This window comes from Streptomyces sp. AA1529, from assembly GCF_000280905.1.
GTDB lineage: Bacteria > Actinomycetota > Actinomycetes > Streptomycetales > Streptomycetaceae > Streptomyces.
In genome coordinates, this window is record NZ_ALAP01000020.1 from 19092 (window position 1) to 44847 (window position 25756).

Genomic DNA, 25756 nt, shown 5'->3' on the forward strand with positions numbered 1-25756 from the left:
TGCGCCGAGCGCTTCGCTCAGCGGACGGTCACCGTCACCGGGGCGGAGGGCTGGCCGGCGACCACCGTCCGGATCCGGTTCACTCCCCTGATACCGAGCTTGACGCGCATCGAATAGTCCAGCGACCGGTTGACGACCGACGTGGCCGGCAGTGTCCTCCACGCGCCGTGCTGCATCTGCTGGAGGCGCACGGCGGTCCCCGCCTTGATTCCGGTCACCTTGCCGTGCAGCCGGAACTGCTCCCACTGCCGCACCTGTTCCCGGTCGGCCGTCACGGTGTTGGTCCTGGCCGCTGCCGACGGGCCGGGCGTGATCGGCGCCGTGCTCGCCGTCGCACTCCCGGTTCCGGGCCCGGCTCCGTTCTCGTTTCCCCCGTTCCCGATCCCGGGGCCGGTCGCGGCCGCGGTCGCGGCCGCCGCACCGATCAGGCCGGCGGCCAGGGCACCGGCAACGGCGGGACGGAGGCGGAATGTTGCGCTCATCGTGTGCGGCCTCTTCTCGTGAGAGCGATGTCGTCCACCCGCAACAACGGTGCAGTGGCGGGCAATTCAGGCATCCCCACCTGATGAGCCGAATACTCCACAGAACAGACGAGCTGACGCACGAGGGAGCGGGCGGGTGGGAGGTGTGTTCCTCCCGCCCGCCCGCTCCGTGGCGCGTCGCCGGGGTGTGGCGGTGGTGTTGGTTTGTGTGTGTCAGTAGGCGGAGTCGACGTTGTCCATGCTGCCGTAGCGGTCGGCGGCGTAGTTGCAGGCGGCGGCGATGTTGGCGACGGGGTCGGTGAGGTCGTCGGGGGTGCCCTTGACGTGGTACTGGTCGAAGGTGGGCTGGATGACCTGGAGGAGTCCCTTGGAGGGGATGCCCTTCTGGGCGTTGATGTCCCAGTCGTTGACAGCGTTGGGGTCGCCTGCGGACTCGCGGATGATGTTGCGTTTGATGCCGTCGTAGCTGCCGGGGATGTCGTGCTTGGCCATGACGGCGCGTGCCTCGCGGATCCAGCCGTCCAGGTTGTCGGCGTACTTGGCCTTCGCGCCGCTCTTGCCGCTGTCCTTGGCGGCCTTGGCGGCCTTGTCCGCACTCTGCTTGGCGTGGTCGGCCTGGGTGGTCAGGTGCTGGGCGGTGGCGGCGGCCCGGTGGCCGGCCGGGCCGGCGGTGTCGGGGGTGGCGGCGTGGGCGGTGCCGGTCAGGGCGGTGGCCGCGATACCGGCCGCGCCCAGGGCGGTCAGGCCGCCGACGGCCAGCCGGCGGGTGGGGCGGACGGTACTCAGAGCGGTGAGGGTGGTGCGCATGGGGGAGCGGAACCTTTCGCGGGGGGACGTGGCGCCGCACCCGGCACGGGGCTGCCGGTGGTCTGGCTGCGGCGTGGGGCCCACCGTGCGGGAGGCACCCCCCACCCCGGCAACCATGTGACCTACGACCCCGCCTCGTCCCCCGCACCCGCCCCGGCACGCCATCCCCACCCCCACCCCGAACCCGGCATACCGGACATACGATGCCGGTTCGTACGTGACGTGGACCCTATGGGCGGCCTCACACCACCCACCCGTCCGCGTCACCGAGAGTCAGGGCGTTCTTCGCGACGGTGAGGGACTCCTCGGAGGGGCCCTGGCCAGGGTTCTCGGTGGCGAGGGCCTGGTTGAGGGCGACGAAGGGGCGCATGCGCTCCTCGTACCGGAGCAGCGCGTCGGCGACCGGCGCGGGGGACGCGCCCAGCTCGCGGGCGAGGACGTAGGCGCCGACCAGGGCGAGACTGGTGCCCTGGCCGGAGAGCGGCGAGGGACAGTACCCGGCGTCGCCGACCAGCGCGACGCGGCCCCGCGTCCAGCGGTCCATGCGGACCTGCGCCATAGGCGCGAAATAGAAGTCGGGAGCCGTGTGCATCGCGTCCAGCAGGATGCCGGTGTCCCCGCCGAGAGCGGCCGTGTTCGCGGCCAGCAGCGCCTTCTGCCGCTCGGGGTCGCGGTGGTCGTAGTCGAGCGGCGGCGACATGAAGCCGAGCGTGGCGCGCAACTCGGTGTTCCCGCGGACGGGGTAGAGGCAGTAGCTCGCCCGCTCGTCGCGGACCCACACCTGCCAGTTGTCGAGCCCGAGGAAGTTGTCCGTGCTGAAGACGGCGACGTGTGCGCCGAGGTGGTGGAGGTACCGGTCGGACTCGGGGCCGAAGGCGAGTCGGCGCACTCCGGAGCGCAACCCGTCCGCCCCCACGACGAGGGAGAAGGTGCGGGTCAGACCGCTCGCGAAGGTGACATGGACGCCACCTGCCGGGTCCGACTGGTCGAGGGCGGCGACAGAGTCGCCGAACAGGAACTCGGTACCGCCTTCCTCGTCCGGGTCCGCGCGGACCCGCCGGTGGAGGAGTGCGGTCAGGTCCTCCCGCAGGAGTTCGATGTCGTCACTGTCGAGCCGGCCGCTGCTGTAGGTCATCTCGGTGGAGCGCCACAGTTCGTTGCCGTCGCCGTCGTGCATCGACATGCCGCGCATCCGGGTGCGGGCCCGGCGCGCGTCGACGAGGAGGCCCATCCGGTCGAGGACGTCGAGCGCGACTCCGCGCACGTCGACGGCGTGTCCGCCGGGCCGCACCGAGGGAGCGCGCTCGACGACCGTGGGCGCGAATCCCGCCCGGCGGAGCCAGTGGGCGAGGGCGAGTCCGGCGACTCCGGCACCGGAGATCAGAACGTTCCGCATGGCGACTCCCGCACTGCTGGACGCAGGTGCCGTACAACGTACGCACTACTGCGGCGCGCGCTCTGCGCACGGCACTGAATGTATGGCGTACACGCAGCTCGGCCAAAGCAGTTCCTCCTCCCCTGAGCTAGTACAGAAGACACCGGCCCGGCCCCCGGCCCTGCTAACCTCTGTCCTAGTACAGGAAACCGGGAGGAGCAGTCGTGGCGCAGCTCACACCGCCGTACGCGCGGATCGCGGCCGATCTGCGGCGCCGCATCGCCGAGGGGGAGTTCGCCCCCGGCGACCGGGTGCCCTCGACCCGGCAGCTCGCCCGCGAGTGGAACGTCGCCCTGGCCACCGCGACCAGGGCGCTGACCGCACTGCGCCAGGAAGGACTCGTGCGGGCCCGGCCGCGGGTGGGCACGGTGGTCGCCCCGCGGAGCCGCCGCCCCCCGTCGGCCGACTACTCCGCACCCTCCGCGGATCCGGCAGCCGCGGCCGGCGGCGCGGCGGGTGGCCGGCCGCGTGCCGACCGGGAGCTGTCCCAGGAACGGGTCGTCGGCGTGGCGGTCGGCATCGCCGACGCCGAGGGGCTCGCCGCACTGAACATGCGGAGCGTCGCGGCCCGGCTGGGCGCGGCGACGATGGCGGCCTACCGCTATGTGCACAGCAAGGACGAGCTGGTCCTGCTGATGGCGGACACCGTCTTCGGCGAACTGCGGCTGCCCCCGCACCCCGCGGCCGGGCCGGCGCCCGAGGGCTGGCGGGCCCGGCTGGAGCTGGGCGCCCGGGCCCTGTGGCGCGTGCACCGGGACCACCCCTGGCTGGCGCAGATCGGCCCGCTCACCCGTCCGCTGCTGCTGCCCAACCTGCTGACGTACTCGGAATGGATGCTCGGCACCCTGGACGGCTGCGGACTCGCCCCGGCGACCGCGCTCGATCTGAACGCCCTGCTCTACAGCCATGTCCTGGGGCTGGCCCTCCAGCGCGAGCGGGAGACCGCCGCCGAGAGCAGCACCGGTCTGACGGAGGACGCCTGGATGGCGCAGCAGGCGGCCACCCTCGCGTCACTGACGGCCTCCGGGGCCTATCCGACGTTCACGCGCCTCCTCGACTCGCTCGGGGACGACGGCTACGACCTGCGTCTGGACGGGCTCTTCGAGACCGGGCTCGCCGCCATGCTCGACGGCGTGTCCCGGCTCGTCGAGGGGCGGTAATCCGTTCGCGCCCGCTCCCGGGCTTCGGCACCCTTGGTCCATGGAAGCCGACATCTGGCCGCTGTACGGGCTCCGGCTGGCAACTCCGCGCCTGGAGCTGCGCCTTCCGGACGACCGGACCCTCGCCGAGCTGGCGCGGCTCGCCTCCGGGGGTGTGCACGAGGACTCCGAGATGCCCTTCAGCGTCCCGTGGACCGCCGCGCCTCCCGCCGACCGCGCCCGCGGCTGCTTCCAGCACGTTCTGGGCACCATCGCGGGCTGGCGGCCGGCAGAGTGGACGCTGAGCCTCGCCGTCCTGCACGGCGGCCGGGTGATCGGACGGCAGGATCTGAGCGGCACCGACTTCGCCGTCGTACGGGAGACGCACACCGGCTCCTGGCTGGGCGTGGCGCACCAGGGCCGGGGTTTCGGCACCGAGATGCGCGCAGCGGCGCTGCATCTGGCGTTCGACGGGCTCGGAGCGCGCAGCAGCCTCTCGGCCGCGATGACGGACAATCCGCGCTCGCGGCGGGTTTCGGAGAAGCTGGGCTACCGGCCGGACGGTCTGCTGACCGAGTCCGTGCAGGGCCGGGCCCGCACTCTCGAACGGCTCCGGCTGGACCGGGCCGGCTGGGAGGCGCACCGCGCGGTACCGGTGGAGACCGCGGGACTCGGAGCCGCCGCTCTGGCACTCTTCGGAGTCCGCGCGCCGGGCGCGCCGGACGCGGACGCAGCAGGACCGGACGAACCCCCGAGGGAGAGGACCGCGTCATGACCACACCGGGCAAGGGACACACGATCACCGTCGAGGAGGGTTCCGAACGCGTGCGCGTCGTCACCCGCGACGGCCGGGTGCTGGCGGAGAGCAGCCGGCCGCTGCTGCTGCGCGAGACCGGCTATCCGGTGCGGTACTACCTGCCGCCCGAGGACGTCCGCACCGATCTGCTCGCGCCGTCCGACACCCGCACCCGCTGCCCCTTCAAGGGCACCGCGGCGTACTGGTCGCTGGCCGACGGTACGGCCCAGGACGTCGCCTGGTCCTACCCCGAACCCGACGACCAGGTGGCGGCCGTCGAGAAGCACCTCTGCTTCCCGGACGTCCAGGTGAGCTGACGGCGCCGGCCGATGCGGGCTGAGAACCGGAGCCCGGACAGCCGGAAGGGCGGGCACCCCGTGGGATGCCCGCCCTTCCGCCGCCCTCGGCGGGCGGTGGTGGTGCCTGTGTGCGGCTCGGACTCAGAAGTCCATGCCGCCCATGCCACCGGCGGCAGCCGCGTCGGCGCCGGCGGCGGCCTTCTCCGGCTTGTCGGCGATGACGGCCTCGGTGGTGAGGAAGAGCGCCGCGATGGAGGCGGCGTTCTGCAGCGCGGAGCGCGTCACCTTGGCCGGGTCGAGGATGCCCTCGGCGATCATGTCGACGTACTCGCCGGTCGCCGCGTTCAGACCGTGGCCCGGGGTCAGGTTGCGCACCTTCTCCACGATGACGCCGCCCTCGAGGCCGGCGTTGACCGCGATCTGCTTGAGCGGGGCTTCCAGCGCCAGCTTGACGGCGGCGGCACCGGTGGCCTCGTCGCCCGCCAGGTCCAGCTTCTCGAAGACCGAGGAAGCCTGCAGCAGGGCGACGCCACCGCCGGCGACGATGCCCTCCTCGACGGCCGCCTTCGCGTTGCGAACGGCGTCCTCGATGCGGTGCTTGCGCTCCTTGAGCTCGACCTCGGTGGCGGCACCGGCCTTGATGACGGCCACGCCGCCGGCCAGCTTCGCCAGCCGCTCCTGGAGCTTCTCGCGGTCGTAGTCCGAGTCGCTGTTCTCGATCTCGGCGCGGATCTGGTTGACCCGGCCGGCGACCTGGTCGCTGTCGCCCGCACCGTCGACGATGGTGGTCTCGTCCTTGGTGATCTGGACCTTGCGCGCCCGGCCCAACAGGTCGAGGCCCGCGTTCTCCAGCTTGAGGCCGACCTCCTCGGAGATGACCTGACCGCCGGTGAGGATGGCGATGTCGTTGAGCATCGCCTTGCGGCGGTCGCCGAAGCCCGGAGCCTTGACGGCGACGGACTTGAAGGTGCCGCGGATCTTGTTGACGACCAGCGTGGACAGGGCCTCGCCCTCGACGTCCTCCGCGATGATCAGCAGCGGCTTGCCCGACTGCATGACCTTCTCCAGCAGCGGAAGGAGGTCCTTCACGTTGCTGATCTTGGAGTTGACGATGAGGATGTAGGGGTCCTCGAGCTCCGCCTCCATGCGCTCCATGTCGGTGGCGAAGTAGGCGGAGATGTAGCCCTTGTCGAAGCGCATGCCCTCGGTGAGCTCAAGCTCGAGCCCGAAGGTCTGCGACTCCTCGACGGTGATGACGCCTTCCTTGCCGACCTTGTCCATGGCCTCGGCGATCAGCTCACCGATCTGGGTGTCGGCCGCGGAGATGGAGGCGGTGGAGGCGATCTGCTCCTTGGTCTCCACGTCCTTCGCCTGCTCCAGCAGAGCGGCGGAGACAGCCTCGGTGGCCTGCTCGATACCGCGCTTGAGGGCCATCGGGTTGGCACCCGCGGCGACGTTGCGCAGACCCTCGCGGACCAGCGCCTGGGCGAGCACGGTGGCGGTCGTCGTGCCGTCACCGGCGACGTCGTCCGTCTTCTTGGCGACCTCCTTGACCAGCTCGGCGCCGATCTTCTCGTAGGAGTCCTCGAGCTCGATCTCCTTGGCGATGGAGACACCGTCGTTGGTGATCGTGGGGGCGCCCCACTTCTTCTCCAGAACGACGTTGCGGCCCTTGGGGCCGAGCGTGACCTTGACGGCGTCGGCAAGCTGGTTCATGCCACGCTCAAGACCGCGCCGCGCCTCCTCGTCAAAGGCGATGATCTTGGCCATGTGGGTTGGTCCTCCCTGGCTTCCCCCATGCGTCGAGCGCAAGAGGAGGGTTGGATTTCTCCGGACCGCGTGGCGCCCGCGACGGACGGCCTGAGACCCGGTGGTTCCTTCCCCACCCGGCTGCGGCCTCACCGACCCGGTCCTTCTTTGTCACTCTCACTCGCAGAGTGCTAACCCAATGATTAGCACTCGGGCATGGAGAGTGCAAGCGACGCCGGAGGCGTCTCCGTGCGGGGCGGTGGTCGGTGGGGGTGCCCCCGGCCGGAGGCCGGGGGAGGGAGGGCGCAAGCGACCGCGTGGGCGTGCCGGGCGGGCGGCGGAGCCACTCCGGACCCGGGAAGCGGAACCCTGGTGCAGACCCGGGACCCGGGACCCAGAACCCGGGGGGGGGACGAGTCCCGGCGGACGGCGGACGGCGGACGGCGGACACGAGGGACAGCGGGCAGCGGCAGCGGGCAGCAGGCGCGGACAGCGGGCAGCAGACAGCGGAGAAGGGGCCGCACCTCGGGCGCGACCCCTTCTCCGCTGTGTCTGCAGCTCTGCGCAGTCCGGCGACACTCAGCCGGTCACGCGGACCATGTCCGCCTGCGGCCCCTTCTGACCCTGCGAAATCTCGAACTCGACCCGCTGCCCTTCGTCGAGAGTGCGGTAACCGTCCATCTGGATCGCGCTGTAGTGGACGAACACGTCCGCACCACCGTCGACCGCGATGAAGCCGTACCCCTTCTCCGCGTTGAACCACTTGACGGTGCCCTGAGCCATTCCTAACTCCCCTATTACTGGCCCTTGCGCGAGCCCGCACTTCGCGAACCCGGGTCAGACCTCACCCCCATGAGCAAGCGGGGGCGTGCGCCGGAACGCGTCGACCGCCGCTGAATGTATCTGCACGGACGCCCTGTGCAACAGGTCAATCGGACGAGAATTCTGGGCACGGCTGATCGGAAATAAGCCTCAACTGGGCCTGAAGCAGGGCAAGTCGGGCCAGACATTTGGAGTCTTCGCGACAATTACCGTCCGGTTTTCGACCGTAACTTGTCCCGTTGTCGTCGCGGCGCTGTCCCGTCCTCGGCCGTGCCCGCCGCGGACTTGCGCGGCGGTCGGCGGGTGCCGGGTGGGGGGAACTCCCGTCACTCTACCGCCTCCCGGAACACGGAATCGCCCCCTCCGTTTCTCTTCGGAGGGGGCGATTCCACGAGGTGAGCCCTGCCGGCGAGCGGTGGCCCGGGACCGCGCGGACCGGCGGTGGTCCGGCCGGGTACCGACCGGTCCGAACCGGGCGCGCGGGCGACCGGTCAGCCGCCGGCGACCGCCGGGATGATGGAGACACCGGTGCCGTCCGGGGTGGGGGTCTGCAGACCCTGTTCGAAGCGGACGTCGTCGTCGTTGACGTAGACGTTGACGAAGCGGCGCAGCTTCCCGGCGTCGTCCAGGACGCGGGCGGAGATGCCCGTGTGGTTCTTCTCCAGGTCCGCCAGCACCTCGGCGAGAGTCCCGCCCTCGGCGCTGACCTCGGCCTGGCCGCCCGTGTAGGTGCGGAGGATGGTGGGGATCCGGACGTTGACGCTCATGTCGATCTTCCTCACGTATCGGGGGACGCGTCCCAGGGGCCCGCTCGGCACTCCCGATGCGGAACACCGGGCAAACACCGGGGGGCGGATTTCAGCCGTTCGAGGCGCTGCGGGCCTGCGGGGCCCGCGGCCCTCCGAGACACCGCGGTGGCTTCCGGGGCACGGTGCCCCGGAAGACCCCCGGTCGGGCCGTCAGGCCAGACCGGCCTCGCGGAAGGCGGCCAGGTTGGGGCGGATCACGGCGGTGGGCCGCGCCGTGGCGGCCACGGCATCGAGGGTCTTGAGTCCGTCGCCGGTGTTCAGGACGACCGTCGTGAGCGTCGGGTCGATGGCACCGGACTCGATCAGCTTGCGGGTCACGCCCAGCGTGACGCCGCCGGCCGTCTCCGCGAACACCCCTTCGGTCCGGGCGAGCAGCGCGATCGACTCCACGATCTCGGCGTCGTCCACGTCGTCGACGGCGCCGCCCGTGCGCGTGCAGATGTCGACCACGTACGGCCCGTCCGCCGGGTCCCCGATGGCCAGGGACTTGGCGATGGTGTCCGGCTGCTTGACCGGCCGGACGGCACCGGTGCCGTCCTTGTACGCACGGGACACCGGCGAGCAGCCCTCGGCCTGCGCGGCGTAGATGCGGTACGGCTTGTCCTCGACGAGCCCGAGCCGGATCAGCTCCCGCAGCCCCTTGTCGATCTTCACGAGCTGGCAGCCGGAGGCGACGGGGATGACGAGCTGGTCGGGCAGCCGCCAGCCGAGCTGCTCGCAGATCTCGTACGCCAGCGACTTCGATCCCTCGGCGTAGAACGGCCGCAGGTTGACGTTGGTGAAGCCCCACCCCTCGCCCAGCGGGTCGCCGATGAGCTCGGAGCAGAAGCGGTTCACGTCGTCGTAGGTGCCGTCGATCGCGACGAGTTCGCCCCCGTAGATCGCGGCCATCACCACCTTGGACTGCTCCAGCCCGTCCGGGATGAACACGCACGAGCGCAGTCCGGCCCGGGCGGCGGCGGCACCCACCGCGCCGGCCAGGTTGCCGGTGGAGGAGCAGGAGAGGGTGCTGAACCCGAAGGCGCGCGCCGCCTCCAGGGCGATGGCGACCGGGCGGTCCTTGAAGGAGTGGGTCGGGTTCCCGGAGTCGTCCTTGACGTAGAGGCCGCCGGTCACGCCCAGTTCGGCGGCGAGCCGGTCGGCCTTCACCAGCTGGGTGAGACCGGGGTTCAGGTTCGGCTTCCCGGCGACGTCGGCCGGCACCGGCAGCAGCGGCGCGTAGCGCCACATCGAGGCGGGCCCGGCGGCGATGCGCCGCCGCAGCTCCTCCGGATCGCCGGAGGGCAGCTCGTAGGCCACTTCCAGCGGGCCGAAACACTCCAGGCACACGAAGCTGGGGCCCAGCTCGGTGCGGGTGCCGCACTCCCGGCAGGAGAGGGCCACTGCGGCGCCGAGGTCGTAAGGGGGGCTTCCGGCGGTGCCGGTGGAGGTGGTGCTGTTCGCTGCAACTGTCTGCACAGCCATGGAGGCGAGGCCCTTTCTCCTCATCTTCCCCGTGGCGTATCTCGTCACGGGCCGGAATTGGCACCGTCCCCACGAGGCGGTCTCGCCTTTGAGTCCGCGTACGCGCGGATCGCGGGATGGTTGCCGGGGCTTCAACGGGCCGTTCCCTCTGCCCCTCTGGATGAGCTGCACTATGGCTACGGGCGGCCGAGAGCCGCCCGGGCGTTTGTGTCGCGGCGCCCCCGAGATGCGGAGGTCACCTGCGCTGTTCAAGACTGTAACCGACGGCGGTCACGCTTGAGGGGGACGTCCGAACCGCGAGATGGATCTTCCACCGCTCGTCGTCCCCGGTCCGGGGCGGCAACGGCACCTCCGGGCGCTCCTCGGCACCCGCCCGGACCCGCCCGACCGGACCGGCCGGCCGACCGCCCGACCACCCGACCACCCGACCAGCCCGACCCGGAGCCGACCGGACCGACCACGGATCCGACCGACCGGACCGACCACAGGAAGGCGCGCACGTGCTCGACGAAGTGGGCCGCTGGCTGCGGCGCCGTTCCTGGCGCGTCGCGGACCGGCCGCTGGAGGACCTGCTGGCGGTCAAGCGCCGCACCGGCACCACCGTCAGCGTGGTGCTGCCCGCGCTCGACGAGGAGGCCACCGTCGGCGACATCGTCTCGGTGATCCGCCGCGAGCTGGCCACACCGCACCCCGGCACCGGGACCGCGCTGGTGGACGAACTGATCGTGATGAACTCCGGCTCCACCGACCGGACCGCCGAGGTCGCCGCGGCCGCCGGGGCCGAGGTGGTCCACCGGGACGAGGTGCTGCCCAGGCTGCCGCCCCGCCCCGGCAAGGGCGAGGTGCTGTGGCGTTCCCTGCTGGCGACCAGCGGCGACATCGTCTGCTTCGTCGACGCCGATCTGCGCGAGTTCTCGCCGGACTTCGTCACCGGCATCGTCGGGCCGCTGCTGACCGAACCGGACGTGCACCTGGTCAAGGCGATGTACGACCGCCCGCTGCGGGACAGCCCGGCGGGTGGCGGGCGGGTGACCGAGCTGGTGGCGCGTCCGCTGCTGAATCTGCACTGGCCCCGGCTGGCCGGTCTCGTCCAGCCGCTCGGCGGCGAGTACGCGGCCCGCCGTTCGCTGCTGGAGCGGCTGCCGTTCCCGGTGGGCTACGGGGTGGAGCTGGCGCTGCTGGTCGACACGCTGGAGCTGGTGGGGCTGGACGCACTGGCCCAGGTCGACGTGGGGGTCCGGCGGCACCGCAACCAGGACGGGCAGGCGCTCGGCCGGATGGCGACCGCCATCCACGCGGCGGCCGAGCGCCGCATCGCGCGGGGCCCGGCGACGGTGGACGGCGCGCGCGGCGGGACCGAGGCGCTGTCGGGCGGCACGGCGCTGACCCAGTTCGAGCGGGACGCGTCGGGGTGCTTCGTCCCCCGCGGCCACCTGGTGGATGTGGAGGAGCGCCCGCCGATGTGCACCGTGCCCGAGTACGGGCAGCGGATGGCGGCCTGAGCGGCCCGGAGGTACCCCTGTCCGTGTTCGGGGGCCGACGGGCACGTTTGAGCGGTTTCGGGGGTGGCTAGGCTCAGCGGCATGGTCGCTGGAGGAACACCGCCCGGAGCAGCACCGCAGGGAGCAGCACCGCAGGGAGCAGCACCCCAGGGAGCGGGGGAAGCGCCCGGAGTGCGGGAGGCGGGGGGAGGCCCGGCCCGGGTGCTGGTGGCGTCCAACCGCGGCCCGGTGTCCTACACGCGCGCCGAGGACGGCACGCTCTCCGCCAGGCGCGGCGGCGGCGGGCTGGTCTCCGGGCTGTCGGCCATCGGCCCGGAGGCGGACGCGCTGTGGGTGTGCGCCGCGCTCGGCGACGGGGACCGCGAGGCTGCCCGGTCGGCGCGGGGACGGCTGGACACCGGGGACACCGGGGGGCAGCCGGTGCGGATGCTGGACATCCCGGCCGGCACCTTCGAGGCGGCCTACCACGGCATCGCCAACTCCGTACTGTGGTTCACCCATCACATGCTGTACCACACACCGCTGGAGCCGGTCTTCGACGAGGACTTCAGCGGCCAGTGGGCCGGGTACGAGGCGTACAACGCCGCTTTCGCGGACGCGCTGGCGCAGGAGGCCGACGACGGTGCCGCCGTCCTGGTGCAGGACTACCACCTCGCGCTGGTGCCCGGCATGCTCCGCGCACGCCGCCCCGACCTGCGGATCGGCCACTTCTCGCACACGCCGTGGGCGCCCGCCGACTACTTCCGGCTGCTCCCGGACGACGTCGCCGCGCAGGTGCTGCGCGGCATGCTCGGCGCCGACCGCACCGCGTTCCTGACCGCGCGCTGGGCCCGGCTGTTCGCCGAGTGCTGTGCGCGGGTGCTGGGTGCCACGGTGGCGGGCGGCGGCTTCCCGGGGGCGGACGCCCCGGGCCGGGACTCCGCGCCGCCGGGCACCTCGGCGGATGACTCCGCGCCGGAGGACTTCTCGCTGACGGTGACCTTCGAGGGCCGTACGACGCGTATCGGGGTGCATCCGCTGGGTGCGGACGGCGACTTCCTGCGCGAGCGGGCGCACCGGAGCGACGTCGCGGACCGGCTGGCGCAGTTGCGCGACCAGGTGGGCACGGACCCCGAGGGGAGCCCGCGCCGGGTCCTGGTCCGGGTGGACCGCACCGAGCTGTCCAAGAACATCGTCCGGGGCCTGTACGCCTACCGGCGGCTGCTGGCCGACCACCCCGAGTGGCGCGAGCGCGTCGTCCACCTGGCGTTCGCCTACCCGTCGCGGCAGGACCTCGCCGTCTACCGGGACTACACGGCCGAGGTGGGCCGGGTCGCCGAGGAGATCAACCGGGAGTTCGGCACCGGCGGCTGGACGCCGGTGGTGCTGCATGTGAAGGACGACTTCGCGAGGTCGCTGGCGGCCTACCGGATGGCGGACGTCGCGCTGGTGAACCCGGTACGGGACGGCATGAACCTGGTGGCCAAGGAGGTCCCCGTGGTCTCGGACGCGGGCTGCTCGCTGGTGCTCTCCCGGGAGGCGGGCGCCCATGCGGAGCTGGCGTCCGACGTGCTGTCCGTGAACCCGTTCGACGTGCGGGAGACGGCGGCCGCCCTGCGCACCGCGCTGGGGGCGGACCCGGCCGACCGCGCGGAGCGGACCCGCCGACTGGCCGCGACGGCCACCTCCCGGCCGCCGGCCCGCTGGTTCCTCGACCAGTTGGAGGCACTGCCCGGCTGACCCAGCCCCGCGCGGCCGGCTCACCCGGGCCCGCGCGGTGCCGGCCGGACGGTGCCGGCCGGGCGGCGTCCGCGGGTCAGTGCGGCGGCTGGATTCCGTCCGCCAACGCCCGCAGCCAGGCCACCAGTCCGGCCGGGCCCGGGACCCGGACGTCCGCTCCGTCGCGGAGTTCGGGAACCGCCTCGGCCGCCGCCTCGGGCGCGCTGTAGAGCAGCAGTCCCGGTACGCCCTCGGCGCGCAGGGCCGTGACAGCGGCGTAGGCGGGCAGGTCGCCGCGGTCGTCACCGGCGTAGACGACGGCGGTGGCGGAGCGCTCGCGGACGAAGCCGGTGAGTGCCGCACCCTTGTCGGCTCCCGGCGGCCGGAGTTCGAGCACCATGCGGCCCGGCTCCACCACGAGTCCGTGCCGTTCGGCCAGCGCGTACAGCGGCTCCCGCAGCCGGTCGAGAGCCGCGTCGGGCGAGGCGGCGCGCCGGGTGTGCACGGCGAGTGCCCGGCCCTTGTCCTCCGTCCAGGTGCCCTCCGGTGCTTCGGACGCCCGCAGCAGCCCGGGGAGTTCGGCCCGTACCGCGGCCACTCCGGCGGGTGGTTCGGGGGCGCGGACGACCGGGTCCGCCGCGTCCCACCGTTCGGCCCCGTAGCCGCCCAGGACGGTGAGCCCCTCCAGTCCGGCGGCGCCTTCCAGGCCGCCGTACCGTACGGCTTCCGCCGCCGGGCGGCCGGTGATCACGGCGACGCCGGCCAGTCGCGGGGCGAGCCGCGCCAGCACGGGGACCGCCTCGGGGTGCGCCCGGGCGTCCCGCGGATCGCCGACGATGGGCGCGAGGGTGCCGTCGAAGTCGAGCGCGAGCGCGGTGCGCGCGGGGTCGGCGCGGACGGCGGCGAGCCCGGCGCGCCCCGCCTCCGTCTCGGGTTCGGGCAGCGGGGGATGCGCGGAGAGCGGCGGAAGCGACATGTTCGCACCCTAGCGAGCGGGCGGGTGCCGGACCCGCCGGTCCGCCGGGATGCCGGGATGCCGGTCCGCCGGGAGGCGCGGGCCCCGGGACCAGGGGTCCGCCGGGGTCCGGGGCCGGGTCTAGTGGGTGCGGTCCCGGGCGGCCTGCCGGAGGCGCCGCAGGCGGTTGACCGTCACCGGAGCGTGCCGGGCCGCGCGGGGGTCGTCGAGCAGCGCGTTGAGGTACTGGTAGTAGCGCACGGGCGACATCCCCAACTGCTCCCGCACGGCGCGCTCCTTCTCGCCGGAGGAGGGCCGGCCGCGGGCCGCGAAGGCGAGCACCGCGCGGTCCTCCGCGGAGAGGTCGCCCGCTGCCGGGTCCGCCGCGCCGCCGGGAGCCTCCCCGACGGCGTCCGCAGCCGCGTCCGCGGCAGCGCCGGCAGGCCGGTCCGCCGTACCGGGTTCGTCCGTCCCGCCGTCCGCGCCGCCGCTGTCCCGCTCGTCCTCCGTACCGCTCACGCTTCCACCGTACGTGCCGGAGCAGCCGCCGCGGCCGCGCGGGAGGGGCGCCCGGCGCCGGCAGGGGCCGCCCGGCGCCGAGCGAGCGGCGCCCGGGCGCCCGCAGCCACGCCCGGCGTCAGGAGGGCTTCGCCTCCTCCTCGGCTTCCGCCTTGCGCTGGAGTTCGGTGAGCACGGCCTTCGGGTCGCCGCCCTTGACGGCGGCCTGGCCGATGGACTTCTTGATGGTCGCGTTGGTACTCGCCCAGGAGACCTTGCCCACCGGGTAGAACTCGGCGCCGGCGAGCTGGTCGAGGAAGGGCCAGAGCTTCTTCTGCTCCTTGTCCTTGCGCATCTTCTCGGAGGCGCTGGTGGTGACGGGCAGCAGTCCGTACTGGGAGACGAAGGAGTAGTGGTTCTTCGTCTCGAAGACGAAGGCGAGGAACTTGCCGCATGCCTCGCGGTGGCCGTGCTTCTTGAACGCCATCATCCAGTCGGCGACGCCGAGGGTGCCCTCGGCGGGGCCCTTGCTGCCGGGCAGCTTGCCGGTGCCGTAGGAGATGTCCTTCTTGTCGGCCTGCTGCATCAGGGTGGGGTGCCCGTTGAGGATGCCGACGTCGCCTTCGGTGAACGCGTCGAACAGCTTCTGCCGGTCGGTGCGCTGGGGGCTGGGTTCGGTGTAGCCGGGCGTGACGAGGTTGTCGCGCAGCCACTGGAACGTCTCGATGTTCTCGGGGGAGTTGATGGTGTAGTTGCCCACGCTGTCGACGTAGGCGCCGCCGTTGCCGAGCATCCACATCAGGGACTCGCCCTGCGCCTCCTCGGGGCCGAGCGGCAGCCCGTAGGGGATCCGCACCCCGGCGGACTTCAGGGCGCGGGCCGCCGACTTGAGCTCCTGCCAGCTCTCCGGCGGCTTGTCGGGGTCGAGTCCGGCCTTCTCGAAGAGGTCCTTGTTGTAGAAGAGCACCCGGGTGCTGGCGACGAACGGCAGTCCGTACTGGACGCGGCGCACCTCACCGGCCTCGGCGAGGGAGACGAGGAACTCGGCCTGCGCGGGGATCGGGAGCAGTTCGCTGACCTTGTAGAGCTTTCCCTCGTCGGCCCAGTCGGCGTACGAGTCGACCTGGGCGATGTCCGGCGGGTCGCCCTTGTCGACCATTTCGGTGAGCTTCTTGCCGATGTCGTTCCAACTGTGCACGGTGACATCGACTTTGATGTCGGGGTTCTTCTTGGTGAAGGCCTCGGCGAGCTTCTGCCAGTAGATCTTGGAGCTGTTCTCGGCGCCGGGGTTGCCGTAGTCGGCGGCGACGAGCTTCAGCGTCACCTCGCCCGATCCGGGGCCGCCGCCGCAGCCGGACAGTGCGGTCATACCGGCCGCCCCGGCCACACCTGTCGCGGCCATACCCAGGAATCGACGCCGTTCCATCTTCTCCATACCCCTCAGCCCTGCGAACCCTCAGAACATACTGCGAGCCCCGTGCGTGCCTCAGCTCCCCCTGGCACCACCAGCCCCGGCCCGTCCGCCCGGAGTCTCCCTCCATGAAGGCCCGAGCGTCCACCGAAACCGGATACCAGTACGGAATCAGGTTGGCTTCCATTCGGATCACGAAAGAAGTCCGGATGCGGACGAACCGCTCGCCGTGCCGCACGGAACGCCCGGCAACGGGAAGAAGCCCCCGGAGTGGACTAGACCTTTACACTCCTCACACGGGACACTGTCCTGCGTGAGTACCCGTGACAAGGCCCCCCGTGCGTCCGCGGCAGCCGACGCCTCCCGGACGCAGACCCGGGAAGCGCCCCCCGTGCAGTACGTCATCGCTCTCGACGTCGGCGGCACCGGGATGAAGGCCGCCCTCATCGGCACCGGCAACGAACTGCTGCACGAGGCGCGTCGGGCCACCGGCCGGGACCGCGGCCCCGAAGCGGTGGTGGCGGGGATCCTCGACTTCGCCGCCGAACTGCGCGCCGAGGGCGTACGGCAGTACGGCACCGAACCCTCCGCCGCCGGCGTCGCCGTCCCCGGCACCATCGACGAGGAGCACGGCATCGCCGTCTTCTCCGCGAACCTCGGCTGGCGCGACGTGCCGATGCGCGCGCTGCTGAGCGAACGGCTCGGCCGGGGACGGGACACCCGGCTGCCGCCGCTGCCGGTCGCACTCGGCCACGACGTGCGCACCGGCGGGCTCGCGGAGGGCCGCATCGGCGCCGGGGACGGGGTGGACCGCTACCTCTTCGTCCCGCTGGGAACCGGCATCGCGGGCGCCATCGGCATCGGGGACCGGGTCGAACCCGGGGCACACGGCAGTGCGGGCGAGATCGGCCACATCGTCGTACGGCCCGACGGCCCGCCCTGCGGCTGCGGCCAGCGCGGCTGCCTGGAACGCCTCGCCTCGGCGTCCGCGGTCGGCGCGGCCTGGGCGGCGGCCTGCGGCGACCCGGAGGCGACGGCCGCCGACGCCGCCGCGGCCGTGGCCGCGGGCGACCCGCGCGCCCGACAGGTGTGGGCCGACGCCGTCGATGCGCTGGCCACCGGCCTGGTCACGGGACTCACGCTGCTCGACCCCCGCACACTGATCATCGGCGGCGGCCTCGCCGAGGCGGGCGACACCCTCTTCGTTCCGCTCCGGGAGGCGGTGCGCGAGAAGGTCACATTCCAGCCACTCCCGACCATTGTGCCCGCGGCCCTCGGAGACGCCGCGGGCTGCCTGGGCGCGGGTCTCCTCGCCTGGGACCTACTCTCCGCGGAGGTTGCGAGCCGATGAGCAAGCGAACGGTGCTGACCGGTGCCCGGGTGGTGGTACCCGAAGGGGTACGCGAGAACGGCAGCGTGGTGGTCGAGGGCCGCACCCTCGCCGGCATCGGTCCCGGAGGGCCCGCCGGTGCGGACGCGCCGGGCACGCCCGCACCGGCCGCGGAGACCCTCGACCTGGGCGGGCACTGGATCGTGCCCGGCTTCGTCGACCTCCATGTGCACGGCGGCGGCGGCGCCTCCTTCTCGGCGGGCAGCCAGGAGGAGTCGCTGACCGCCATCCGGACCCACCGCGCGCACGGCACCACCACCATGGCGGCCTCCACGGTCACCGGGGACCTGGACGACCTGTGCCGGCAGGCGGCCTCGCTGAGCGAACTCGCCGAACAGGGCGACCTGGCCGGCGTCCACTTCGAGGGCCCCTTCATCTCCTGCAACCGGCGCGGCGCGCACGACGAGTCCCTGCTGCGCGACCCCGACCCCGGCGACGTGCGCAAGCTCCTGGACGCGGCACGCGGCCGGGCCGTGATGATGACGCTCGCCCCCGAACGCCCCGGCGGACTGGACTCGGTGCGGCTGCTCGCCGACAGCGGCGTGATCGCCGCGATCGGCCACACCGACGGCGACTACGAGGGCACCCGGGAAGCCGTCGACGCCGGCGCCACCGTCGCCACCCACCTGTTCAACGCCATGCCTCCGCTGGGCCACCGGCAGCCGGGGCCGATCGCCGCGCTGCTGGAGGACGACCGCGTCACGGTCGAACTGATCAACGACGGCACCCATCTGCACCCCGCCGTGCTGGGGCTGGCGTTCGAGGCCGCGGGTCCGGGCCGGGTCGCCTTCATCACCGACGCGATGGGCGCGGCGGGCATGGGCGACGGACGCTACCCGCTCGGCGGTCTGGAGGTCGTGGTGCGCGACGGCGTGGCCCGGCTGGTGGAGGGCGACTCCATCGCCGGTTCCACCCTGACGCTCGATCAGGCGTTCAAGCGCGCGGTCACCGTCGACCGGCTGCCGGTCGCCGACGCCGTCCAGGCGCTGTCGGCCAACCCGGCGCGGCTGCTGGGGGTCGCCGACCGGACGGGCTCGCTGGAGCCCGGGAAGCTGGCCGACCTGGTGGTGCTGGACGAGGAGTTCACCCTCACCGGAGTCATGCGCCAGGGCACCTGGATCGTCCGCCCGCCCCGTTGAGCCGAACCGCGCGTCACCCCGCGCGGGTTCCCGGGGGCATCTCCCGCCCATAGGCTGGGTGAGGCATGATCGCTCGCGCGGTCGCGGCAGGCCGCGGGCCGCGCAGGGCCCGCGCGTGCCGCGCCCGGCGGAAGTGTCGTCTGCCCTGGGTTGTATGTCATGAATCGTCGTAGGACGGGTGAGGGTGGTGCGCGCGGATGATCCTGACCGTCACGCTCAATGCCGCGCTCGACCTCACCTACCGAGTGCCCCACCTCGTGCCGCACGCCTCGCACCGGGTGCGGCAGGTGACCGAGCGCCCCGGCGGCAAGGGGCTGAACGTCGCCCGGGTGCTCGGGGCGCTCGGCTTCCGGACGACCGTCACCGGCTTCGTCGGCGGTGAGACGGGCCGCACGCTGCGGACCCTGCTCGCCGCGGACGGCGACCCCGGAAGCGGCGGAGGCGACCACGGCCCCGCAGCCGCCGGAAGCGGCGGGGGAAGCGCCGGGGGAAGCGCCGCCGTCACCGACGCGCTGGTCGAGGTCGCCGGGGCCACCCGGCGCACCGTCGGCGTCGTCGACGAGAGCTCCGGCGACACCACCCAGCTCAACGAGCCCGGACCGCACATCTCGCCGGAGGAGTGGGAGGGCTTCCTGGCCGCCTACCGCCGCCTGCTGGAACAGGGCGTCGAGGCCGTGGCCCTGTGCGGCAGCCTGCCCCCGGGCGTCCCCGTCGGCGCCTACGCGACCCTCGTGCGCGAGGCGCGCACGGCCCGGATCCCGGTCCTGCTGGACACCAGCGGGGAACCGCTGCGCCGCGGCCTGGCCGCCCGCCCCGACCTCGTCAAACCCAACGCGGACGAACTCGCCGGGATCACCGGCACCGCCGAACCGCTGCGCGCCGCGCGCGCCGCCCAGCGCCGCGGCGCCCGCGCGGTCGCGGCCTCGCTGGGGGCCGACGGGATGCTGCTGGTCACCCGGGACGGCGCCTGGAGCGCCGCCGTCCCGGAACGGCTGGCGGGCAACCCGACCGGCGCCGGGGACTCGGCGGTCGCCGGTCTGCTCTCCGGGCTGGCCGAGGACCTGCCCTGGCCGGAGCGGCTGGCCCGGGCGGTCGCCCTGTCGGCGGCGACGGTGCGCGCTCCGGTGGCGGGCGAGTTCGACGAGCAGACCTACGCCCGGATGCTGCCCTCGGTCCGGGTCCGCGGCGCGGAGACCCCCTGACGGACGGCCCGCCCCCGCGGACGCCCGGCCGTCCCGCCCGCGTGCGGCGCCGGAGCGGTACGCGCCTGGCGGCGGCCGACGGTGCGGCCCGGGAGCGTCAGCCGCCGGCCCGCACCCGGTGCGTCAGCCCTTCCAGCCCTTGGTCAGCCAGACCTGGTCGAGGTTGACCTCGCACTTGTTGCCGTCCTCGCAGGAGATCTTGACCGAGTTCTGGCCCTTCTGGAGCTGGATGTTCGACCAGGTGTTCTGCCAGCCGTGCTCCCAGTCGCCTTCCTTGGCGCCGGAGAAGTTCTTCATCCGCAGCGGCCGGCTCTCCGGCTTGCCGTTGACGGTGAGGGTGGCGTCCGCGTCCTTGCCGGGCACGCCGTAGCGGACGTGCAGGGTGTACTTGCCGCCCTCGGGGATGTCCTTCAGCGCCCAGGTCGCCGAGGACCCGGGCTGGTTCATCCCGCCGACGTACGCGCCGCCCTGGCCCTTCGCACCCGAGACGTCGGTGGCCGCCGTGGCGCCGCCGCCCAGCCGGAGACTGGCCGCGTCCTCCTTCGGCAGCTTCTTCGACGCGGGCTCCTGGTCCTTCCTCTCCTTGTCGCCCTCGTCCTGGCCCTGGCCCTGGTCGTCCTGCTGCGCGCTGCCGGTGTCCCGGGCCTGCGGCTCGTCCGCGTCACCGTCGTCGTTGAAGACGATGGCGGCGCCGATGCCGATCACCACGGCCGCCACCACCGCTATCGCCCCGACCAGCAGACCGGTCCGGTTGCGCCCGCCGCGGCCGGGGCCGCCCTGCTGCCGCGCTGCGGCCCGTCCGCCGGGCATCGTCTCGGGCGCGGCGTAGTGCGGGCTGGGCTGGTGCTGCGGGGGCGCCGGCTGCTGTGCGCCGTAGCCGGGCTGCTGGGGATAGCCGTAGCCGGACTGCTGCTGCGGGTAGCCGTAGCCAGAGCCCTGCTGCGGGTAGCCGTAACCGGAGCCCTGCTGCTGCGGCTGCTGCGCCTGCTGCGGATAGCCGTAGCCGTACTGCCGCTCGCCGACGGCACGGACCTGGTTGTAGGAGCGACGGGGAACGCCGGGCTGCTGTCCGGACGCGGGCTGCTGGGCGCCGCCCTCCTGCCGGTACAGATACGCGAACGGGTCGTCGTCGCCCCCCTCCGGCGCAGCGCCCGTGCCGTTGTTCTCGGCGGTCATCCCCTCACTCCCTACTGCGTCAGGTATCCGGGCGAGCCTACCTCTCCTGGGTGAACCTCTTGGCCCTGTTGCCGGTCGGTCGCCGACCGAATTGCCGACCGATCGCCGACCGGATGTCCCGGGCTGCGCTAGCCCGCCCGGCGCTGTCCCTTGGACCGGGACCGCTTCTCCACATACATGCGCTGGTCAGCGGATTGCAGAACTTCTTCGGCCGTCATTCCGCAGCCTGCCCAGCCGATGCCGAAGCTGGCGCCTACCCGTACCGTCCGGCCGTCAATCTGGATCGGCGGGATGATCGCGTTCCGCAGCCGCACCGCGAGGTCCTGCGCCTCGGCCGGGCCCAGCCCGTCGGCCAGCACCACGAACTCGTCGCCGCCCAGCCGGGCGACCGTGTCGTCGTCCCGGACCCCCGCCTCCAGGCGGCGGGCCACGGCGATGAGCACACCGTCCCCGCAGTGGTGGCCGTAGCGGTCGTTGATGGACTTGAAACCGTCCAGATCGCAGAAGAGGACGGCGAGCCCCTTCTCACCGGGCCCGTCGCCCTTCGGCGGCACCGCGTGCACATGGTACGGATCCGCTCCCCCGTCCGCGGCGGACCCGCCGAATCCGCCGGCGCCCGGGGAGCCCGGCGGACCGCCGGGTGCCACGGCGGTCGCGTACGGAGCGGGGGCCTGCCGACTGCCCGCGGAGTGCGGGCCGGTACCGGGTTCCGTCCCGGCGCCGGGTATTCCTCCCAGACCTTCCAGGTCCCAGAAACCACCCCCCTGCCCGTACAGCCGGCCGGGCCCGCCCTCCGCGTACCCGGAGGGGCCGGCGCCGGGCAGGAAGCTGGACTGGACCGCCGGCCGGTCCGGCCGCGCACACAGCCTGCTGCCCAGCCGCGCCCGCAGCTCGGCGCTGTTCGGCAGCCCGGTGAGCTGGTCGTGGCTGGCGCGGTGCGCGAGCTGGAGCTCGTGCCGCTTGCGCTCCTCGATGTCCTCGACGTGGGTGAGCAGGTAGCGCGGCCCGTCGGCGGTGTCGGCGACCACGGAGTTGCGCAGCGAGACCCAGACGTGGCTGCCGTCCGGGCGGGCCAGCCGCAGCTCGGCCCGGCCGCCCTCGGCCGAGGTGCGCAGCAGGGTGTGGATGTCCTCGGGGTGCACCAGGTCGGAGAAGGAGTACCGGCGCATCGCGGCCGCCGGGCGGCCCAGCAGCCGGCACAGCGCGTCGTTGATCCGCAGCAGCCGCCCGTGCTGGTCCCCGCCCATCTCGGCGACCGCCATCCCGCTGGGCGCGTACTCGAACGCCTGCCGGAAGCTCTCCTCGCTGGCCCGCAACGCCTGCTGCTCGCGCTCCAGCCGCACCAGCGCGCGCTGCATGTTGGACCGCAGCCGCGCGTTGCTGATGGCGATGGCGGCCTGGGAGGCGTACATCTGCAGCGCCTCGCAGCCCCACGCACCGGGGCGCCTGCCGTTGCGCGGGCGGTCGACGGACAGCACCCCCAGCAGCTCGCCGTCGGAGGCGTACAGCGGAGCGAAGAGCCGGTCCATGGGGTGCCAGGCGTCCGGGGTGTCCCGCACCGGTGACGGCGCGTGCCACTCCGGCACCTCGTCGTCGTCCAGGACCCAGCCCTCGGTGTACGGGACGAAGTGCAGCGCCCCCCACTGCCGGCCCAGCGACAGCCGCCGCTCCCAGGCGGTGCGCGACCCGGAGCGGCCCGCCATCATCGCCTCGGCCGCGGCGCTCCCGGCGACGGCGGCCACGACCAGTTCGCCCTCGGCCCGCACCAGGTGGACGGCGGCTATCTCGAAGCCGAGGCCCTCGACCACCCCGTTGGCGACGGTCTGCAGGGTGTCGGCGAGGCTGCGGGCCGTGTTGAGCTGCGCCACGACGTGGTGGAGCTGCCGCAGGCTGGCGAGGCGGACGTAGGGCTCCGACTCGGTTTCCATAGCCCTCCCCCTGAGCCTTGCTCGTCAACTCCAGGTGCTCGTGGCGTCGCTTCCGGGCCTCACTGGCTCAGTGCTTCGGCTGTCTTTCGGCTGCCACCGCCACTGAATCACAGCGAGCTGTTCACTCGGTACACAGGGTCAACAATTAATGCCCTCTGTGACTCAAGTCACAACAGTCAGCGATTAGTTGATTGCGCAACGTGTACCCCCGCAGGACAGCGGTATACGTCGCGTACATCTCGTGCACATTCCCCGCATACTCCGGACGGCCTCGGCCGGTCCTAGTACCCGCCTGGTCCCCGAGTCCGATGCGGGGTCGGGAGAGCGCCCGTTAGCGTAGCCGACGTGTCCCACGCAGTGCAGCAGCAAACGACCCCCGTGTCCCCCGGCCCCACCATGCCCCATGCTGATGGGGTGAGCGACGAGGAGTTCCGCGCGGCGATGGCCCGGCTCGCGTCCGGGGTGGTGCTCGTCACCGCACACGACCCCGAGGAGGGCGTGCGCGGTGAGGACGTCGGCATGACCGCCACCGCGTTCCTGTCCGTCTCGCTCGACCCGCCCCTGGTGCTGGTCAGCGTGCGCGAGGACTCCCGGATGGACGAGCTGCTCTCCCGCCAGAACCACTGGGCCGTCTCCCTGCTCACCGAGGCCCAGCACCAGACCGCCGGTCGCTTCGCAATGAAGGCGCGGCTCAGCGACCGGCTCCTCTTCCAGGAGCTCCCCCACACCCGCGGCCCCGTCAGCGGCGCACCCCTGGTCGACGGCGCACTGGCGGCCGTCGAGTGCCGCACCGAGCAGCGGGTCACCGCGGGCGACCACACCCTGGTCATCGGGCGCGTCCTGGCCACACGGCTCACCCACGGGGAGAGCGGGCCGCTGCTCTACCACAGCGGGCGCTACCGGTCCCTGCGCTGATCCGCGGGCCCGCGGCTCCGAGGCCGCCGTCAGTCCCAGCCGCGGCCCGCCCGGCCCCGCTTCAGATCGCTGTGCTGCTTCTTCTGGCGCAGCCTGCGCTCGTTGATCCCGCGGGGCGTCTTCTTCTTGCGCCGCGGCGGCGGAGGGGGCGCCGTGGCCTCCGCGAGCAGCGCCGTCATCCGCACGGCCGCCGTCTCCCGGTTGCGCCACTGCGAACGGTGCTCACTGGCCCGCACGACCAGCACCGCACCGTCCACCAGCCGGTTCGCGAGCCGCTCCAGCGCACGGCGCTTCCACACCTCGGGCAGCGCCTGGGTGCGCGCCAGGTCGAAGCGCAGCTCCGCCTGGCTGTCGCTGGTGTTCACATGCTGGCCGCCCGGCCCCGACGAGCGGGTGAAGCGCCACGTCAGCTCGGCCTCGGGCAGGGCGACGTCGCCGCGGATGAAGTGGGGACCGGACATGCTCTCCATGGTCCGGCCTCCGGGCGCGGCCGTCATCCGCTTTTCCGGACACCCGCACCGGACCCGGTCCGCGATACCGCTCCGGACGACGCGCCCGGACCGCGCGGGCGGCACCGCGAAGGTAAAGAACGCAAAGTGGCCCGGGAAAGCTGGAACCCGTGCGTCCTCCGGCAGCGTTGTGCAGGGTGTGAGGCGTACGGCCGCGGACCCCGGTGAGGTTCCGTTCCGGCGCCGGTGATTCCCTCGGAGTCACCACCAGAGCCAGACACGACAGAAGGGCACCCCATGGCTGTAAGCCTGTCCAAGGGCGGCAACGTCTCGCTCACCAAGGAGGCACCGGGCCTGACCGCCGTCACGGTCGGCCTCGGCTGGGACGTGCGCACCACCACCGGTACGGACTTCGACCTCGACGCGAGCGCCATCGCGGTGACCGCCGAGGGCAAGGTCTACTCCGACCAGCACTTCATCTTCTTCAACAACAAGGCGACGCCGGACCAGTCGATCGTGCACACCGGTGACAACGTCACCGGTGAGGGCGAGGGCGACGACGAGCAGATCAACGTCAACCTGGCCGCGCTGCCCGCCGAGATCGACAAGATCGTCTTCCCGGTCTCGATCTACGACGCGGAGAGCCGCAGCCAGAACTTCGGCCAGGTGCGGAACGCCTTCATCCGCATCGTCAACCAGACCGGCGGCACCGAGATCGCCCGCTACGACCTGAGCGAGGACGCCGCCACCGAGACCGCCATGGTCTTCGGCGAGCTGTACCGCAACGGCGCGGAGTGGAAGTTCCGCGCGGTCGGCCAGGGCTACGCCTCCGGCCTCGTCGGCATCGCCCAGGACTTCGGCGTCAACGTCTGAGACCCGCGGCCCGCCGCCCGGCACGCCGCACCCCGGCGCACCGGGCATCCGCCCGGTCCCGGGCCCTCCGGAGCCCGGGCCCGTACGGCGGGGACCGACCGGACACCGGCCGGGCACCGGCGGTGGCGCTCCCGGGCACGGGAGCGCCACCGCACGCCCGCACGCCCCGGGCCGGGCAGGAGCCGCCCGGCGCACGACCGGAAACGTCCCGGCGCCGGAACCGCCAGGCCGGAACCGCGCGGCCCGGAACCACCCGGCCCGGAACCGCGCGGCGGCGGGAATCCGGCGGGCGTGACACCATCGCGCCGTGCTCGACATCGGCTATGCCCTCTCCCGCCGCTTCCCCGACCCGCCCCAGACGGACTACCGCACCGCCGACGTGCGGACCCTGCGGCACGATCTGTTCTGCGGCGACATCTACCTCGCCGACACCGACTCCGACCGCGAGCTGTCCACAGCCTGGGGGTGGGTGCCGGTGCTCGACTTCGCCTGGGCGCTCTGCGACATCGCCGAGGAGCTGGACCGCGACCCGCTGGGAAGCCGCTCCCCGGGACCGCACCGCGCCACCCTGGACTTCACCGAGTCCGCGGAACTGCTGTGCTTCACCCGCCGGTTCGGCTGGGTGGAGATCACCGCGGACTGGTCGCCGGACGGGGAGGAACCGCTCTCCTTCTCGCACAGCGCCCTGCGCCGGGAGGCCCGCGACTTCCTGCACGACCTCGTCGCGGACCTCACGGACCTGCACGAGGACCTGGCCGCCAACCCGGCCGTACACGTCCTGACCTCACGCTTCCCCCGGGTGTCCTGACTCCGTGCCC

Annotated in this window: 24 protein-coding genes and 1 riboswitch; of the genes, 11 read left to right on the top strand and 13 right to left on the bottom strand. The window is 72.9% G+C overall.

The annotated features are described in order from the left end of the window. Positions 1–17 precede the first annotated feature (17 nt). The 3 genes from A949_RS0106205 to A949_RS0106215 form a co-directional block, all read right to left on the bottom strand. Positions 18–482 (bottom strand): hypothetical protein, encoded by a 465-nt coding sequence (locus A949_RS0106205; RefSeq protein ID WP_019355137.1) that lies wholly within the window; start codon positions 480–482, stop codon positions 18–20. Between the two features lie 213 nt (positions 483–695). Continuing rightward, on the bottom strand, positions 696–1289 hold the full coding sequence (locus A949_RS0106210) for a transglycosylase SLT domain-containing protein (protein WP_019355138.1): 594 nt from the start codon (positions 1287–1289) through the stop codon (positions 696–698). 241 nt (positions 1290–1530) lie between these two features. Then, positions 1531–2685: an FAD-dependent monooxygenase gene (locus A949_RS0106215; protein ID WP_019355139.1), complete on the bottom strand. Its 1155-nt coding sequence runs from the start codon at positions 2683–2685 to the stop codon at positions 1531–1533. Between the two features lie 203 nt (positions 2686–2888). Between A949_RS0106215 and A949_RS0106220 the strand changes: the two genes are divergently transcribed. Genes A949_RS0106220 through A949_RS0106230 form a run of 3 tightly spaced genes read left to right on the top strand, consistent with a single transcriptional unit; the run spans position 2889 to position 4976 of the window. Beyond that, the gene (locus A949_RS0106220; protein WP_019355140.1) at positions 2889–3884 is read left to right on the top strand and encodes a TetR/AcrR family transcriptional regulator C-terminal domain-containing protein; all 996 of its coding nucleotides are present in this window, start codon (positions 2889–2891) and stop codon (positions 3882–3884) included. A 40-nt stretch (positions 3885–3924) separates the two neighbouring features. Continuing rightward, positions 3925–4638 carry a GNAT family N-acetyltransferase gene (locus A949_RS0106225; RefSeq protein WP_019355141.1) on the top strand — a complete coding sequence of 238 codons (714 nt, stop codon included), beginning with the start codon at positions 3925–3927 and terminating at the stop codon, positions 4636–4638. Next, positions 4635–4976, top strand: coding sequence for a DUF427 domain-containing protein (locus A949_RS0106230; RefSeq protein ID WP_019355142.1), 342 nt, complete (start codon positions 4635–4637; stop codon positions 4974–4976). The genes A949_RS0106225 and A949_RS0106230 overlap by 4 nt, the downstream gene beginning before the upstream one ends. Positions 4977–5099: 123 nt before the next feature. On the opposite strand, the gene groL is transcribed toward A949_RS0106230, so the two are convergent. From groL to thrC, 4 genes are all read right to left on the bottom strand, one after another. Beyond that, positions 5100–6728 carry a chaperonin GroEL gene (gene groL, locus A949_RS0106235; protein ID WP_019355143.1) on the bottom strand — a complete coding sequence of 543 codons (1629 nt, stop codon included), beginning with the start codon at positions 6726–6728 and terminating at the stop codon, positions 5100–5102. 558 nt (positions 6729–7286) lie between these two features. Beyond that, complete coding sequence (locus tag A949_RS0106240) at positions 7287–7490, bottom strand: cold-shock protein (protein WP_016472377.1); 204 nt, start codon at positions 7488–7490, stop codon at positions 7287–7289. A 530-nt stretch (positions 7491–8020) separates the two neighbouring features. Continuing rightward, positions 8021–8296 carry a MoaD/ThiS family protein gene (locus tag A949_RS0106245; protein WP_019355144.1) on the bottom strand — a complete coding sequence of 92 codons (276 nt, stop codon included), beginning with the start codon at positions 8294–8296 and terminating at the stop codon, positions 8021–8023. A 192-nt stretch (positions 8297–8488) separates the two neighbouring features. Beyond that, positions 8489–9802, bottom strand: coding sequence for a threonine synthase (thrC, locus tag A949_RS0106250; protein ID WP_019355145.1), 1314 nt, complete (start codon positions 9800–9802; stop codon positions 8489–8491). Positions 9803–9819: 17 nt separating this feature from the next. Further along, positions 9820–9969, bottom strand: a riboswitch (SAM riboswitch). Positions 9970–10302: 333 nt separating this feature from the next. Between thrC and A949_RS0106255 the strand changes: the two genes are divergently transcribed. Together A949_RS0106255 and A949_RS0106260 are read left to right on the top strand one after the other, a co-directional pair. Next, a complete protein-coding gene (locus A949_RS0106255; RefSeq protein ID WP_019355146.1) occupies positions 10303–11304 on the top strand; it encodes a glucosyl-3-phosphoglycerate synthase in 1002 nt (333 codons plus the stop codon). An 81-nt stretch (positions 11305–11385) separates the two neighbouring features. After that, entirely contained in the window at positions 11386–13023 is a 1638-nt protein-coding gene (locus A949_RS0106260) for an alpha,alpha-trehalose-phosphate synthase (UDP-forming) (RefSeq protein WP_078565350.1), read from the top strand. Between the two features lie 76 nt (positions 13024–13099). On the opposite strand, the gene otsB is transcribed toward A949_RS0106260, so the two are convergent. The 3 genes from otsB to A949_RS0106275 all read right to left on the bottom strand — a co-directional run bounded on the left by otsB (position 13100) and on the right by A949_RS0106275 (position 15857). Then, a complete protein-coding gene (gene otsB, locus A949_RS0106265) occupies positions 13100–13978 on the bottom strand; it encodes a trehalose-phosphatase (protein WP_019355148.1) in 879 nt (292 codons plus the stop codon). Between the two features lie 120 nt (positions 13979–14098). Next, positions 14099–14476 carry a DUF3263 domain-containing protein gene (locus A949_RS0106270; RefSeq protein ID WP_019355149.1) on the bottom strand — a complete coding sequence of 126 codons (378 nt, stop codon included), beginning with the start codon at positions 14474–14476 and terminating at the stop codon, positions 14099–14101. Between the two features lie 118 nt (positions 14477–14594). Beyond that, positions 14595–15857 (bottom strand): extracellular solute-binding protein, encoded by a 1263-nt coding sequence (locus tag A949_RS0106275; protein WP_019355150.1) that lies wholly within the window; start codon positions 15855–15857, stop codon positions 14595–14597. A gap of 400 nt (positions 15858–16257) precedes the next feature. On the opposite strand from A949_RS0106275, the gene A949_RS0106280 reads away from it, so the two are divergent. The 3 genes from A949_RS0106280 to A949_RS0106290 all read left to right on the top strand — a co-directional run bounded on the left by A949_RS0106280 (position 16258) and on the right by A949_RS0106290 (position 19597). Beyond that, positions 16258–17217: an ROK family protein gene (locus A949_RS0106280; protein WP_019355151.1), complete on the top strand. Its 960-nt coding sequence runs from the start codon at positions 16258–16260 to the stop codon at positions 17215–17217. Beyond that, on the top strand, positions 17214–18395 hold the full coding sequence (gene nagA / locus A949_RS0106285) for an N-acetylglucosamine-6-phosphate deacetylase (RefSeq protein ID WP_019355152.1): 1182 nt from the start codon (positions 17214–17216) through the stop codon (positions 18393–18395). Before A949_RS0106280 ends, nagA begins: the two co-directional genes overlap by 4 nt. 197 nt (positions 18396–18592) lie before the next feature. Continuing rightward, positions 18593–19597, top strand: coding sequence for a 1-phosphofructokinase family hexose kinase (locus tag A949_RS0106290; RefSeq protein ID WP_019355153.1), 1005 nt, complete (start codon positions 18593–18595; stop codon positions 19595–19597). 123 nt (positions 19598–19720) lie between these two features. Here the strand turns inward: A949_RS0106290 and A949_RS0106295 are convergent, their stop codons facing one another. Beyond that, positions 19721–20773: a hypothetical protein gene (locus tag A949_RS0106295; protein ID WP_019355154.1), complete on the bottom strand. Its 1053-nt coding sequence runs from the start codon at positions 20771–20773 to the stop codon at positions 19721–19723. Positions 20774–20901: 128 nt separating this feature from the next. After that, the gene (gene cdgB / locus A949_RS0106300; RefSeq protein ID WP_019355155.1) at positions 20902–22701 is read right to left on the bottom strand and encodes a diguanylate cyclase CdgB; all 1800 of its coding nucleotides are present in this window, start codon (positions 22699–22701) and stop codon (positions 20902–20904) included. 396 nt (positions 22702–23097) lie between these two features. Here cdgB and A949_RS0106305 point away from each other — a divergent pair, with 396 nt between their 5' ends. Beyond that, positions 23098–23616 carry a flavin reductase family protein gene (locus tag A949_RS0106305; RefSeq protein ID WP_051019399.1) on the top strand — a complete coding sequence of 173 codons (519 nt, stop codon included), beginning with the start codon at positions 23098–23100 and terminating at the stop codon, positions 23614–23616. A gap of 29 nt (positions 23617–23645) precedes the next feature. Here the strand turns inward: A949_RS0106305 and arfB are convergent, their stop codons facing one another. Next, positions 23646–24086 (bottom strand): alternative ribosome rescue aminoacyl-tRNA hydrolase ArfB, encoded by a 441-nt coding sequence (arfB, locus tag A949_RS0106310; RefSeq protein WP_026004387.1) that lies wholly within the window; start codon positions 24084–24086, stop codon positions 23646–23648. 276 nt (positions 24087–24362) lie between these two features. Here arfB and A949_RS0106315 point away from each other — a divergent pair, with 276 nt between their 5' ends. Both A949_RS0106315 and A949_RS0106320 read left to right on the top strand, forming a co-directional pair. Then, a complete protein-coding gene (locus A949_RS0106315) occupies positions 24363–24938 on the top strand; it encodes a TerD family protein (protein ID WP_019355158.1) in 576 nt (191 codons plus the stop codon). Positions 24939–25245: 307 nt separating this feature from the next. Beyond that, on the top strand, positions 25246–25746 hold the full coding sequence (locus tag A949_RS0106320; RefSeq protein WP_019355159.1) for a hypothetical protein: 501 nt from the start codon (positions 25246–25248) through the stop codon (positions 25744–25746). Positions 25747–25756 lie beyond the last annotated feature (10 nt).

Bases quoted from the DNA above. Each gene is read 5' to 3' on its own strand.
- A949_RS0106205 (WP_019355137.1), bottom strand. From the start codon at position 482: ATGAGCGCAACATTCCGCCTCCGTCCCGCCGTTGCCGGTGCCCTGGCC.
- A949_RS0106210 (WP_019355138.1), bottom strand. From the start codon at position 1,289: ATGCGCACCACCCTCACCGCTCTGAGTACCGTCCGCCCCACCCGCCGG.
- A949_RS0106215 (WP_019355139.1), bottom strand. From the start codon at position 2,685: ATGCGGAACGTTCTGATCTCCGGTGCCGGAGTCGCCGGACTCGCCCTC.
- A949_RS0106225 (WP_019355141.1), top strand. From the start codon at position 3,925: ATGGAAGCCGACATCTGGCCGCTGTACGGGCTCCGGCTGGCAACTCCG.
- A949_RS0106230 (WP_019355142.1), top strand. From the start codon at position 4,635: ATGACCACACCGGGCAAGGGACACACGATCACCGTCGAGGAGGGTTCC.
- groL (WP_019355143.1), bottom strand. From the start codon at position 6,728: ATGGCCAAGATCATCGCCTTTGACGAGGAGGCGCGGCGCGGTCTTGAG.
- A949_RS0106240 (WP_016472377.1), bottom strand. From the start codon at position 7,490: ATGGCTCAGGGCACCGTCAAGTGGTTCAACGCGGAGAAGGGGTACGGC.
- A949_RS0106245 (WP_019355144.1), bottom strand. From the start codon at position 8,296: ATGAGCGTCAACGTCCGGATCCCCACCATCCTCCGCACCTACACGGGC.
- thrC (WP_019355145.1), bottom strand. From the start codon at position 9,802: ATGGCTGTGCAGACAGTTGCAGCGAACAGCACCACCTCCACCGGCACC.
- A949_RS0106260 (WP_078565350.1), top strand. From the start codon at position 11,386: ATGGTCGCTGGAGGAACACCGCCCGGAGCAGCACCGCAGGGAGCAGCA.
- otsB (WP_019355148.1), bottom strand. From the start codon at position 13,978: ATGTCGCTTCCGCCGCTCTCCGCGCATCCCCCGCTGCCCGAACCCGAG.
- A949_RS0106275 (WP_019355150.1), bottom strand. From the start codon at position 15,857: ATGGCCGCGACAGGTGTGGCCGGGGCGGCCGGTATGACCGCACTGTCC.
- nagA (WP_019355152.1), top strand. From the start codon at position 17,214: ATGAGCAAGCGAACGGTGCTGACCGGTGCCCGGGTGGTGGTACCCGAA.
- A949_RS0106290 (WP_019355153.1), top strand. From the start codon at position 18,593: ATGATCCTGACCGTCACGCTCAATGCCGCGCTCGACCTCACCTACCGA.
- A949_RS0106295 (WP_019355154.1), bottom strand. From the start codon at position 20,773: ATGACCGCCGAGAACAACGGCACGGGCGCTGCGCCGGAGGGGGGCGAC.
- cdgB (WP_019355155.1), bottom strand. From the start codon at position 22,701: ATGGAAACCGAGTCGGAGCCCTACGTCCGCCTCGCCAGCCTGCGGCAG.
- A949_RS0106305 (WP_051019399.1), top strand. From the start codon at position 23,098: ATGCCCCATGCTGATGGGGTGAGCGACGAGGAGTTCCGCGCGGCGATG.
- arfB (WP_026004387.1), bottom strand. From the start codon at position 24,086: ATGGAGAGCATGTCCGGTCCCCACTTCATCCGCGGCGACGTCGCCCTG.
- A949_RS0106315 (WP_019355158.1), top strand. From the start codon at position 24,363: ATGGCTGTAAGCCTGTCCAAGGGCGGCAACGTCTCGCTCACCAAGGAG.